The 12,848-nt window shown below is 47.9% G+C and carries 14 protein-coding genes; 5 read left to right on the top strand and 9 right to left on the bottom strand.

Features of this window, described 5'->3' with window-relative positions:
- Positions 1-26: 26 nt before the first annotated feature.
- From NO559_RS05130 to pilG, 3 genes are all read right to left on the bottom strand, one after another.
- Positions 27-569 carry a chemotaxis protein CheW gene (locus NO559_RS05130; protein ID WP_258330723.1) on the bottom strand — a complete coding sequence of 181 codons (543 nt, stop codon included), beginning with the start codon at positions 567-569 and terminating at the stop codon, positions 27-29.
- A gap of 35 nt (positions 570-604) precedes the next feature.
- Positions 605-967: a twitching motility response regulator PilH gene (gene pilH / locus NO559_RS05125; protein ID WP_258330722.1), complete on the bottom strand. Its 363-nt coding sequence runs from the start codon at positions 965-967 to the stop codon at positions 605-607.
- Positions 968-1,041: 74 nt separating this feature from the next.
- Entirely contained in the window at positions 1,042-1,428 is a 387-nt protein-coding gene (pilG, locus tag NO559_RS05120; protein WP_258330721.1) for a twitching motility response regulator PilG, read from the bottom strand.
- A gap of 298 nt (positions 1,429-1,726) precedes the next feature.
- Here pilG and gshB point away from each other — a divergent pair, with 298 nt between their 5' ends.
- The 5 genes from gshB (at position 1,727) to NO559_RS05095 (ending at position 5,389) form a co-directional block, all read left to right on the top strand.
- A complete protein-coding gene (gene gshB, locus NO559_RS05115) occupies positions 1,727-2,680 on the top strand; it encodes a glutathione synthase (protein ID WP_258330879.1) in 954 nt (317 codons plus the stop codon).
- A gap of 11 nt (positions 2,681-2,691) precedes the next feature.
- Positions 2,692-3,588: an energy transducer TonB gene (locus NO559_RS05110; protein ID WP_258330720.1), complete on the top strand. Its 897-nt coding sequence runs from the start codon at positions 2,692-2,694 to the stop codon at positions 3,586-3,588.
- Between the two features lie 46 nt (positions 3,589-3,634).
- Complete coding sequence (locus tag NO559_RS05105; RefSeq protein ID WP_258330719.1) at positions 3,635-4,210, top strand: YqgE/AlgH family protein; 576 nt, start codon at positions 3,635-3,637, stop codon at positions 4,208-4,210.
- 3 nt (positions 4,211-4,213) lie between these two features.
- Positions 4,214-4,642, top strand: a complete 429-nt coding sequence (ruvX, locus tag NO559_RS05100; protein WP_258330718.1) for a Holliday junction resolvase RuvX — start codon at positions 4,214-4,216, stop codon at positions 4,640-4,642.
- A 141-nt stretch (positions 4,643-4,783) separates the two neighbouring features.
- Positions 4,784-5,389, top strand: coding sequence for a hypothetical protein (locus NO559_RS05095; RefSeq protein WP_258330717.1), 606 nt, complete (start codon positions 4,784-4,786; stop codon positions 5,387-5,389).
- A 93-nt stretch (positions 5,390-5,482) separates the two neighbouring features.
- Here the strand turns inward: NO559_RS05095 and hldE are convergent, their stop codons facing one another.
- The 6 genes from hldE to NO559_RS05065 all read right to left on the bottom strand — a co-directional run bounded on the left by hldE (position 5,483) and on the right by NO559_RS05065 (position 12,776).
- A complete protein-coding gene (gene hldE / locus NO559_RS05090) occupies positions 5,483-6,913 on the bottom strand; it encodes a bifunctional D-glycero-beta-D-manno-heptose-7-phosphate kinase/D-glycero-beta-D-manno-heptose 1-phosphate adenylyltransferase HldE (protein ID WP_258330716.1) in 1,431 nt (476 codons plus the stop codon).
- A gap of 151 nt (positions 6,914-7,064) precedes the next feature.
- Positions 7,065-9,005: a nucleoside-diphosphate sugar epimerase/dehydratase gene (locus NO559_RS05085; RefSeq protein WP_258330715.1), complete on the bottom strand. Its 1,941-nt coding sequence runs from the start codon at positions 9,003-9,005 to the stop codon at positions 7,065-7,067.
- A gap of 112 nt (positions 9,006-9,117) precedes the next feature.
- Entirely contained in the window at positions 9,118-10,296 is a 1,179-nt protein-coding gene (locus NO559_RS05080) for a DegT/DnrJ/EryC1/StrS aminotransferase family protein (protein WP_258330714.1), read from the bottom strand.
- A 23-nt stretch (positions 10,297-10,319) separates the two neighbouring features.
- On the bottom strand, positions 10,320-10,949 hold the full coding sequence (locus NO559_RS05075; protein ID WP_258330713.1) for an acetyltransferase: 630 nt from the start codon (positions 10,947-10,949) through the stop codon (positions 10,320-10,322).
- Entirely contained in the window at positions 10,942-11,538 is a 597-nt protein-coding gene (locus tag NO559_RS05070; protein ID WP_258330712.1) for a sugar transferase, read from the bottom strand. The genes NO559_RS05075 and NO559_RS05070 overlap by 8 nt, the downstream gene beginning before the upstream one ends.
- Positions 11,538-12,776 (bottom strand): glycosyltransferase family 4 protein, encoded by a 1,239-nt coding sequence (locus NO559_RS05065; RefSeq protein WP_258330711.1) that lies wholly within the window; start codon positions 12,774-12,776, stop codon positions 11,538-11,540. The genes NO559_RS05070 and NO559_RS05065 overlap by 1 nt, the downstream gene beginning before the upstream one ends.
- Positions 12,777-12,848: the final 72 nt, after the last annotated feature.

Here is a 12,848-nt window from a genome sequence, read left to right as displayed (position 1 = left end):
TTAAATCTTATTTTAAGCGCCCAATATTAACTGGCCGCTGCATTCATAAACTCTGTATTTTGTGCCAACTTAAAGGTGCTAAACACCACCCAAGTATCGCCGTTTTGTTGATAACTACCCGCCAAAAAAGGTGCCAAAGGCTCAACGCCCGCTGGCAACTCATCGCTAAAGGTATCAACAGGAAAATGCTGCATACCGTGCACCTCATTGACTATAAGGCCGGTATACAGCTCACCTAACTCTAAAGACAGCACGCGGTGATTTTTGCGACCGCCACTTAATGCGCCACCAAAAAAAACTTCTAAATCGATTAGCGGTAGTAACTTACCCCGCACATTAGAAACGCCACGTACCCAGGGCTTAACACCGGGCAAACGCGTAGCAGGAGGCTGCACTAAAATTTCAGACACTTCACCCATAGGGGCGACAAAACGATGGCCACCCAAGGTAAAACCTATGCCTGACCACAGCGGAACTACATCAACCTGCGCAGGCAGGCCTTTGGCCGACTGCAGGCTACGGCTTGCTATATCCTGTAAGGCGGCAAAAGCTTGTAGTTGTTTACTCATAGCAACTCACTATAGTTGTGTTGCGCTTGCCAGCCCTAGGCCAGCACTTCATTGATAGCATTCATTAATACCGCATCGTTAACAGGCTTGGTCAAATACCCCTTGGCGCCTTGACGCTGGCCCCACAGCCGGTCGGTCTCCTGATCTTTGGTGGTCACTATAATCACCGGGATGTGGCTGGTGCTAGCATTTTTACTGAGCTGCCTGGTGGCCTGAAAACCATTTAAGCCAGGCATAACTATATCCATTAGCACAACATCAGGCAGCTCGGCCTTAGCGGTTGCCACTCCCTCTTCACCACTGCCGGCGGTAAGCACTTGGTGGCCGTGCTTATCGAGGATAGTCGACATTTTGTGAGTTTCGGTAGGCGAGTCATCAACAATCAATACTCGAGCCATAAATCATTCCCTCTAGATGCTATACAGAGCCCAGCTAAGGGCTTATTCACTTATTATTATAGGTTGGCCAGCGTTCAAGCTTCGCTAACATGGGCTTGTATCGCCCCTAGTAATTCGTTTTTACTAAATGGTTTAGTGAGGTATTGGTCAGAGCCCACAATGCGGCCCTTGGCCTTATCAAATAAGCCATCTTTACTGGACAGCATAATCACAGGGGTAGACTTAAACTCACTATTGTTTTTGATTAACGCACAGGTTTGGTAGCCATCCAGGCGCGGCATCATAATATCAACAAAGATGATATCGGGCTTGCTATCGGCAATCTTGGCCAGCGCATCAAAACCATCGGTAGCTGTAATCACCTCACAGCCCACTTTTTTGAGTAGGGTTTCTGCCGTGCGACGAATCGTTTTGCTGTCATCGATGACCATGACTTTTAAATCTTCAAAGTTTACTTCCATACCATCGACCTTATTATCATTTTAACTCGCTATACCTGCGCAGTTATGGATTATCACGAAACTCTTTAATATTTAACACAGTTTCAAGCTTTTATCCATAAACCCCAGATAATTCTAAGAAAAATCTATTTTGTGTGGTTTCTTAGCCAGCCTTAATTGTAGTCTTGATTTGTAAAGCCCAGCCACGTAACTTAGAGCAAATTACCAGTATAGAGGCACAATGCAATATCGCCCAGCTGGAACTGAGAAACACCTAACAGAATTTAGCGACCACTTCGATTACAAGAGCAACCTCACTATGACTATTCACCTAGGCGTGGTAATGGACCCTATAGAAAGCATCCATTACAAAAAAGACAGTACTTTAGCCATGCTTTGGGCAGCCAGCGACCGCGGCTGGCAGATCAGCTATATGCGCCAGCAAGACCTGTACTTAGATAAGGGGCAGGCGCGGGCAACGGCCACTCCCTTACAGGTTTTTCGCGACCCCGAGCACTATTACGACTTAGGTGACAGCCAGGATATTGCCCTGGCCGAGCTTGACGTCATTCTTATGCGCAAAGACCCGCCCTTTGATAACGAGTTTTTGTATAGCACCTATATTTTAGAGGCCGCAGAGCGCCAGGGAGCCTTAGTGGTCAACAAGCCACAAAGCCTGCGCGACCACAATGAAAAGCTGTTTGCCACTGAATTTCCCGAGTGCTGCCCACCGCTAGTGGTCAGCCGTGACCCAGCGAGGCTGCGGGCCTTTCACCAACAGCACCAAGATGTCATCTTCAAACCCTTAGACGGCATGGGCGGCTCTTCTATTTTTAGAGTAAAGGCCGACGACCCTAACTTGGCGGTGATATTGGAAACCCTCACCAACTTTGGCCAAAGCACTATTATGGCGCAGCAGTTTATCCCCGATATTAGCAATGGCGACAAACGGGTGCTGCTGATCAACGGCGAGCCCGTTCCCTACTGCCTAGCCCGCATACCCGCCAAAGGCGAAACCCGCGGCAATATCGCCGCTGGCGGCACCGGCCGCGCCCAACCGCTAAGCGACCGCGACCGCTGGATAGCCGCACAAGTAGGCCCCATCGCCAAGGAGCGAGGACTGCTATTGGTGGGCCTGGATATTATCGGCGACTATCTCACCGAGGTTAACGTCACCAGCCCCACCTGCTTGCGCGAAATTGATAACGAGTATCAAACCGATATAGCGGCTATGCTGATGGACGAAATTCAACAACTGTTAGCCCAGCGTTAAGCACACACACCATGGCAGCATCTGCGTTACCGCCACAATACCCCAGCGACTTGGCCAACGACCGCCTGGGCTTTGCCCTGTGCTTAGCACTGGCCCTGCATGCCGCCATTATCCTAGGGGTTAGCTTTAGCCCCGAGGCCAGGCAAGCTGCGGCCACCAAGCTGGAAATTACCCTGTCGCAATACCGCAGCGATAAGAAACCTGAGCAAGCTGATTTTTTAGCGCAGAGCAACCAAGAAGGTAGCGGCACCCTTAAAGAAGCCGCCATGCTCACCACCCGCGACAAGGCCCAGTTTCACGACAACAGCATCCGCGAAATAGCGCCGCAGCAGCAATCCAGCCACAGCGAGGCCCGGCAAAAAACCAGCCCGGTGCTGGTCACCCAGGCAAGCTCCAACCATCAGCAATTGCAGCGCAGCAGCCAGGATGAAAGCCAAGAGCATCGCGAGCAGCAAATTAATGAGATGACCGTTGCCCAGCGCAAGCAGGAGATCTCCAGCCTAGAAGCCAAACTAGACATACAGCGCCAGGCCTACGCTAAGCGGCCACGTATACGCCGCCTCACCTCCGTGGCCACCCAACAATCCGAGGATGCCCTATACCTGCATCACTGGCGCGAAAAAATAGAAGCCATAGGCAACCAAAACTACCCCGCTGCAGCTAAGCAACAAAAAATATTTGGCGAGCTGCGTTTAGTGGTGTCGCTGATGCCCGACGGCAGCGTATTTGATGTCAAAATCCTGGCCTCTTCCGGCCATAAAATATTGGACCAAGCCGCCATACGCATAGTGCACTTGGCCGCCCCCTACCCGCCCTTCCCCGCGGAGATGCAACGCAAAGTCGATGTGTTAGAGATCATACGCACCTGGCGCTTTCACCAAAATCGCCTGACTTCTAGCAGCGAATAAGTACTGCAACACTTGAGATTAGCCCAATCACCCCCATACTAAGGCTATGAACAACGAAACCAATAGCAGCAATCTCACTGGCCATTTTTTAATCGCCATGCCCAGTCTAAACGGCAGTGCCTTTAGCCATACCATCACCTATATCTGCGAACATAATGAACAGGGCGCCATGGGCATAGTGATTAATCACCCGCTAAAGCTTAACCTTGATGATGTGTTTGCTCACTTACAGATAGACGATATTAGCGCCAGCCGCAGCGACGCCATTTTAGCTGGCGGGCCCGTACAAACCGAGCGCGGCTTTGTGCTGCATGAACACAGCGACAATAAACAGTGGCAGGGCACCCAAACTATCGCCAACAATATTTGCCTGACCACCTCGCAGGATATACTTAACGACATGGCCCACAACCAAGGCCCCGAACACAGCTTGGTCGCCTTGGGCTATGCTGGCTGGGGCGCAGGGCAACTAGAGGCCGAGATCGCTCAAAACGCCTGGCTTACCACCCCCGCCGATAACGATATTATTTTTCGCACCCCCATAGAAAAGCGCGCCAAAGCAGCAGCCGCTAAACTGGGCATAGATTTATCACTAATCTCGCCACAAGCCGGCCACGCTTAATTTATGGCTGCCACCCCAACCATCACCGTACTGGCCTTTGACTACGGCTTAAAAACCATAGGCGCAGCGGTGGGGCAATCCCTCACCCAAACGGCCAACCCCTTAGCTGAAATTAAAGCCAACGATGGAGTGCCCGCCAACTGGCAGCAGATAGAAAAGTTACTGCAGGAATGGCAGCCCGACCTCTGTGTGGTGGGCCTGCCCTTAAATATGGATGGCAGCCCCTCGGAGATGTGTACCCGCGCCGAAAAATTTGCTCGCCGCCTTAACGGCCGCTTTGGAGTAAAGGTAGAAACCATGGATGAAAGGCTATCCAGCTTTGAGGCCCGCGGCGATATTATTGAGCGCAGCGGCTCACGCGACTTTAAACAACAAGGGGTAGACAGCCTCTCGGCCAAGATCATTTTAGAGAGCTGGTTTAACCAGCAATAAATCGCCTTAGAGCATTCCGATCTAAGCCCCCACACTCACCCGCGGGACAATTCACAGCCTATACGCAGACCTACTCGCAATTATCAAAAGCCGTGGTAAATACCCATAGCCAGCGCGGTATGGCTCTTACATACTCTAGCCATGATTAAGTCGCTGCCCCTACTATCGTTCATCCTCTGGCTACTAAGCAGCAGCCAAAGCTATGCGCAAACCCTAACTCCACAGGCGGATGAGAGCCAACAAGTACAATGGCTAACCGCCTACGGTTTATCCTTTGGGGGTGCCGACAAGGTTGAAAGCCTCTACAACCCCTACGATGATAGCTTTGCCACCAGCGGCCTGGCCCCACTGGGGGCTGGCGCGGCCCTGCCACTGGCGCAGTTACCGCTGTCACTGGAGGCGATGGTATCGGTGCATTTTGATCACGCCGAGGCGCAACAAGGCGATGCTAACTTGGGCTACAAGACCATAGACCTGTTAAGCTTTTACCGGCAAGGGGCACACCGCTTTGGCCTAGGCTTTAGCCACCAGCTCAACCCTCGCTTTAAAACCGAGCACAGCTATGCCGATGAGGCTATGCGCTTTAAAGACAGCACCGGCACCGTAGCAGAATATAATTACCACTACTCTCAGGGCACAGCACTGGGGATTAGGCTAACCGATATACGCTACACCCCCTTACAGGGCGACAGCCAGCGCCGCATTAACGGCAGCAACCTCAGTATTTTTATTAAAACCTTCTTCTAAGGTCGGCCCGGCTTATGGGCTAAGCTGCCAGCCCTTTAGCTAAGCCAATCTAGTGACGCAATCCCAAATAAATGAGCTGTGACTAAAAACGGGCTAGCGGTTTTTCTCCAGCACTTTTTCAACAATAGAAGTCGTGGAACAGCTATCAAACAGCGAGAGCACTTTGACCTCACCGCCATAAGCCTCAACTATCTGCCAGCCCACGACGCCTTCTTTATCGTAGTCGCCACCCTTGGCGAGGATATCGGGCTTGAGTACTTCCAATAATTTTTCTGGCGTATCTTCTTCAAAGGGAATCACCCAATCCACCGACTCCAGTTTAGATAACAACGACATACGACTCTCTACCGGGTTAATAGGGCGGCCGGGGCCTTTTAGGCGGGTGATAGAGGCATCGCCATTGACGGCCACCACCAGGCGATCACCCAGCTCTTTGGCCTGCTCTAAATAACCGGCGTGACCGGGGTGCAAAATATCGAAACAGCCATTGGTAAACACCACTTTTTCGCCGTGGGCACGGGCATCTTGCAAGGCTATTTGCAGCTGCTCTAGGCTTAACATGCCGCGCTCTGAGCCCTGCTCGTTGTTAATGGCCCGGCGCAATTCGGGCGCACTGATCACCGCCGTACCCAGCTTGCCTACCACTATGCCCGCCGCTAAATTGGCCAGCGCCACCGCCTGTGGCATAGGCTCACCCGCCGCCAGTGATGCCGCCAAAACAGAAATCACCGTATCGCCAGCACCGGTTACATCAAACACCTCGCGCGCGCGGGCCGGCAAGTGCAGCTCCTGCTCGTTGGGGCGCAACAGGGTCATGCCGTGCTCACCGCGGGTAATAAGCAGCGCCTGCAGGTCGTGCTCAGCCATCAGCTGCTCTCCCTTGGCCACTAACTGCTGCTCGTTGACGCAGTGGCCGACTATGGTTTCAAACTCGTGCAAATTAGGGGTGAGCAAAGTAGCACCGCGATAGCGGCTAAAGTCGGTGCCTTTAGGATCTACCAACACGGGAATATTAAGGGCTTTGGCGGCCTGTATTAATGGCTGCGGATCCAACAAAGCACCCTTGGCGTAATCCGACAGTATCAAAGCCCCCATAGCAGGCAGCATAGCCTTGGCTTTGTCACTTAGGCCATCGGCAGCAGAGGCACTAAAAGCCTCTTCAAAATCCATACGCAGTAATTGCTGATGACGGCTGATAACCCGCAACTTAGTAATAGTAGGCTCGCTCTCAGCCTGCTGAAAATTACAATGTACCTGCGCCGCCTGCATGCGAGTGGCCAGCACCTCAGCCTCATCGTCTTTGCCAACTATGCCAGACAGCGAGGCACCCGCCCCCAAAGCCGCGATATTTAAAGCCACATTGGCCGCGCCACCGGGCCGGTCCTCAACCTGCGAGACCTTAACCACTGGTACCGGTGCCTCGGGGGAGATTCTATTAGTGCCACCATGCCAGTAGCGATCTAGCATTACATCGCCCACGACTAGGACTTGGGCTTGGTCAAAACGGGGCATGGTGAGTTTCATAGGGGAGTTATCTCTAAATAAAGTTCACAGGCGGGTATTATTACGTGAACGAAGAGAAATGACCATTACCGTCAGCCAGAAATACGTTGGCCTCAATATATGAGAGGGAATGGCAGCCTCTACTATCGGGGCGCAAGCAAAAGTAACTCTGTTATTTACGAGCCAAATCAATATCTGTCACCGCGGCTATCTTAGACGCAGTAACAGGTTTTTTTTGGTTCCAAACCAGATCGTCTATAGCATTATTGGGCGCAAAACCCAGCGGAGCCGCCTCTAAAATGGCACGTACTTTTTCACAATCAAAATCATGGCAACAATGATCTAGCTGATCGAGGATCAGTTCTACCTCGGACCAAGGTAACGATCGCTCTTGCGCCTTCATAATTCTCGGATGCTCGGTACCTTGCGGATTGTCGCCTATCAATAACTCTTCAAACAGTTTTTCACCAGGGCGCAGGCCGGTATACACAATCTCTATATCACCATCGGGGTTCTTTTCGCTGCGCACCTCTAAGCCCATAAGGCGGATCATTTTTTTAGCAAGGTCGGCAATTTTAACCTGCTCCCCCATGTCCAGTACAAAAACATCTCCACCTTTACCCATGGTCCCTGCTTGCAACACTAACTGAGCAGCCTCAGGGATAGTCATAAAATAGCGAATAATATCCTTATGCGTTACCGTTACCGGGCCGTGGTTTTTGATTTGCTCTCTAAATAAAGGCACCACCGAGCCCGATGAGCCCAACACATTGCCAAACCTCACCATGGAAAAACGTGTCACGGATTGACGCTCGGCCATACCCTGCAGTACCAACTCCGCCATGCGCTTGCTAGCCCCCATCACATTGGTGGGACGCACTGCTTTATCAGTGGATATCAACACAAAAGTCTCTACCTTAGCTTTAACAGCCGCTTCGGCCGCATACCAGGTGCCAAAGACATTGTTGCGTACACCTTCAACAACATTATGCTCGACCAAGGGAACATGTTTATAAGCTGCAGCATGGTAGACCGTTTGCACACCAAAGCTGCTCATAATCACCTGCAAACGGTGATCACGTTGCACCGAGCCGACAATAGGCTTAATCTCTACCGCTAACGCCTTATCGCTAATTATATTAGTTAGCTCATTATGAATGGCGTATAGATTAAATTCTGACAGCTCAAATAACAGTAGCACCTTGGGCTCGTGCTCGATAATTTGCCGGCATAGCTCAGAGCCTATAGATCCACCAGCGCCAGTCACCATCACCACCTTGCCTTTAATAATGGCATCTAATAATTCATTATTCGGTGCAATGGGGTCACGGCCAAGCAAGTCCTCTAACTCTATATCTTTAATTTCTTCAATTTTAGCTCTACCACTGACTACATCAGCCATATCCGGTATGGTTTGAACTTGTATAGCCAGAGGCTCTATCGAGCGTAATATCTCTGCCCGCTCAGCACGGGTGGCATGCCCCATCGCCAGCAGCAACTTAGTCACACCATGCTTTCTAATTAAACGTTCAAGCTTGCTAGGCTTATAAACACGCAACCCTTGCAAAACACTGCCCTGCAAAGCCTGATTGCTATCCACATAGGCAACGGGCTGGTAATCCTGCCCCTGAAATAAGGCATTGGCCAACTGCAAACCCGAAGTCCCAGCACCGTAGATAATCACTTTTTCTTTTTGTAGTTTTTGCAAGCGACGTACATAGTCGCGCACCAGCATACGAGAGCCCCCCACAAAAATAAGCGCTAGCCCCCAATAAATAAACGGGGCAGAACGAGGAATAGGGGCTTTTAATAAGAAGCTAGAGGCCGAAAATATAAGAGCCGAAATAGATACGCCTGAAACGATTGTAATAAGTGCATGGTTAGAGAGATAGCGAATAACAGCTCGGTAAAGACCTAGACGTACAAAAACTGCCAGGGTAGCAATAGTGGTAATTGCCAAACTATAGACAACTAAGGGATTATCTATCCGATATAGCGTCTCCAAACGAATGCTGATGCTGCCCCATAATGCTAAGGGGATGCAGAACATATCGGTGAGTACAGATATAACACGTTTTTGAGGCCTAGATATATCGACTAGTTTTTTAAGCATTTATGACACTCTTTGACATTCCATATCAACAAAAATATTTCGTTCGTTTATGGCTATAACACCTTATCACCAACTATTGGCACACATAGCACTCTAATAATATTCTGAGCATCTACGATGAAGAAGCTAGTGCCAACACTTCACCAATTACTTCGCAAGCGTCTCTGACCTCTTCTTCTAGCAGCGTAGGGTGCACTAAAAACATTAAGCTGGTCTCTCCCAGCTCTTTGGCATTTGGCAAACGTATATCAGGCCGAAACCCTGAATTATCGAAAGCTTTTTCCAGATAAATTTCTGAACACGTCCCCTGAAAACAAGGCACTCCTCGCGCATTCACTTCATCAACTATACGATCACGACTCCAGCCTTCGGCCAAATATTCCGGCCTGACAAAAACATAATGTTTATAACAGGCGTGTACAACATGACTTGGCACAGAGGGAACTCTTATGACTGAAAACTGTTCACAAACACGATTAATAGCCTTCGCATTTTCTTGTCTTTTTCGACTCCACATGGGCATATGCTTAATTTGAATGCGACCAATAACAGACTGCATTTCAGTTAAACGCCAGTTAGTGCCAAAACTCTCATGCAACCATCTAAAACCCGGGGGGTGGTTATAATTGTAGACCGCATCGAAGGACTTGCCATGGTCTTTATAAGCCCACATTTTCTCCCATAAAGCCTTATTATTGGTTGTAACCATTCCGCCTTCACCGCCGGTAGTCATAATTTTATCCTGGCAAAAAGACCATGCCCCAACATCGCCTATAGATCCCACCGAGCGTCCTTTATACATAGCACCGTGCGCCTGAGCACAATCTTCAATCACAAACACGCCATTTTCTTTAGCCAACGCCATTATCTCGTCCATCTCACAAGGCAACCCTGCCAAATGAACACAAATAATAGCTTTGGTTTTATTGGTCATCACCTCACGAATAGAATCAGCTGTAATATTCTGACTATTTATATCCACATCAGCAAAAACAGGAGTCGCACCGCATGTAACAACAGCACTAGCTGATGCCAGAAACGTGCGTGAAGTAACAATAACTTCATCGCCGCTAGAAACCCCCAAGCCATACAACGCCAAATCTAAGGCCACTGTTCCATTTGCCACAGCAATGGCATATTCTGAATCAGAAAAATCCGCAAACTCTTTTTCAAATTGGCGGCCTTCTTGGCCCGTCCAATAATTTACTTTATTAGATAACAAAACACGTGAAACGGCATCAGACTCTTCTTGAGAGAAAGACGGCCATGGTGATAAAAAAACTTTAGACACGATTATTCCTGTATGAATCACAATTAACGGTTAACCAAAACACGTGCAGGATTGCCAACAGCAGTCACCCCACTAGGCAAAGACTTAACAACCACAGCCCCCGCACCTACAATAACATCACTGCCAACGGTTACCAGCTCCTTAGTAACAGACGCAGCCCCCAACCAGCTTCGTGCGCCAACAACCGTTTGACCTGATAAAGTTGCATGGGGACTTATATGCACGCCTTCATGAAGCAGGCAATCATGTTCGATGACTGCTGCGGTATTAATAATGCATGCCAGACCAATAACAGCATCGGCATTAATGATAGCGCCTGGAAATACAACAGTACCCAAATCTATTTGGGCATACGGACTGACCACTGCCGAAGGATGAACAACCGAAACAACCTTGCCGCCAGCACTCAATAACTGCATGGTTTTATTTAACCGCAGCTGATTATTACCAATAGCAACAATAACCCCATCGAAAGCTTCTAGCTGTTCAAATAGCCTCTCACTAGAACCTACAACCGGCCACCGACCGCCACTCACTTTTGGGTATGCGTCATCGAAAAAAACAACCTCATCCCAGAAACCACCCAAAATCGCAACTTCCGCTACAACCTTACCGTGACCACCAGCCCCTATGACTGCTAACTTATTACTCATTATTTCCTGTAAACTTATGCATAGTTACCTCGCCATCAGCGGAAATCCCTTCTTTAACAAACACCTTTTTAACTGTCAGAAATAGTATTTTCAAATCCAGCCAAAAACTTCGATTATCGACATACCAAACATCTAGCTTAAATTTATCCTCCCAACTAATCGCATTTCGTCCATTAACTTGTGCCCAGCCCGTAATGCCTGGGCGTACAGTATGGCGCCTGGCTTGCTCTTTCGAATACAAAGGTAAATATTCAACTAATAATGGGCGGGGGCCTACAAGACTCATATCACCTTTCAAAACATTCCATAAACCAGGCAGCTCATCCATGCTTGAACTACGCAACTGCTCACCAAATGGCGTCAAACGCTCTGAGTCAGGCAATATATTACCATTACTATCAACGGTGTCTCGCATACTTCGGAACTTAGTCATTTTAAATATCACTCCATTCAAGCCAGGCCGATATTGATAAAAAAAAACCGGTCTCCCAATATTTTTAGCTACTTTATAGCCGACTAATATTATAACGGGAAAAAGAATAATCAGGCCCAAACCAGAAACGATAAAATCAAACAACCGTTTCATCATCAGAACAAACCCATATACTGCTTAGCCAAGACGTTAAAGCTCCTATTATTCACCAAAAAATCATAGCCATTTTGACCCAGTTTACTTAGATCATCTTTACTATAGGACTCATACTCTAACAATTTATCAACTAATGCCTCGGCATCTTCCGACGGTATAAATTCACCACACCCTGCCTCATTAATCATTGATGGATAGCCAGAAAACAGACATATTATTGGCTTTTTGGCATACATATAGTCTATAAACTTATTTAATGACAACCCAAATCTGTAAACTTTTTCATCCCTAACGGAAGCCAATAATACATCTGACTCCTCTAAGATAGACTGCACTTGGTTTTTTCCCACCCGAGGAGCAAATGTAATATTCTTAATATTAGAGGCTAAAACCTGCTCTTTAAGCTTTGCTTCTTCAGATCCTGCTCCCACTAATAAAAAATGAATATTTGTGCTTTCATGACTCAACATTCTAGCAGCGTCAACAATATAATTTAAGGCGTTAGCCACACCAAATGTACCTGCATAGGTTACGATGAATTTATTTTTTGGAATATATTTATCTATATACTCCAGAGAAACGCTTTCTTGCCTATCCCTGTACCAATCAAGGCTAACCCCCTGAGGTATAAAATGTACTTTACTACTGTCTCCTATTTTCTCTTTAACATGCAAATGCAGACCCGGCATTGTACCAACAATCACATCTGCATATTTATAGCCAAATCTCTCAATGCCCCCTAACAATAAAGCTATAGGGCTGTTAACCGACAGCCCTTTTAGATCAATCAAGCTCTGAGGCCAAATATCTCTAATTTCAAAAATAAACTTTGACTTATAAAAGAACTTAAAAAAACTTCCCGACAGCACTGAAAAGAGAGAGAGAGACGAGGCTATTACAACGTCTGGCCTTTTGCATTTCTTAACCATTGGAAAAATAATCACTAACAACTCGAACCAAATCCAGCTGACAATTCGCTTAACACCATTGGTCTTACGATAGCGAATAGTATTTACCCAAACCACATCCACACCTTTATCTTTATGCTCATAATAACATCCTTTAAAAGTAGGTAACGTTTCAAAAAGGTGCGATGAATTAGATGTGATAAGCCTCACATCTAATTCATTTCTGGAAAACTCCTTGCAAAAGCTAGCGTGCCTAGTATCTGAACCAAATCTCTCAATATTGGCATACTTAGATATATACCATACAGTTTTCTTCTTAATCAATTTCAATCACCGCAAGCCAACAAATCATAATACAAATTCATTAGCACTTACCTTCAATAACCGGTTAAATTAGTTGGC

It is taken from the genome of Dasania sp. GY-MA-18 (genome assembly GCF_024734385.1).
Taxonomy (GTDB): domain Bacteria; phylum Pseudomonadota; class Gammaproteobacteria; order Pseudomonadales; family Dasaniaceae; genus Dasania; species Dasania phycosphaerae.
Note: the sequence above shows the minus strand (reverse complement) of the source record. Positions and strands in the feature narration are given on the sequence as shown.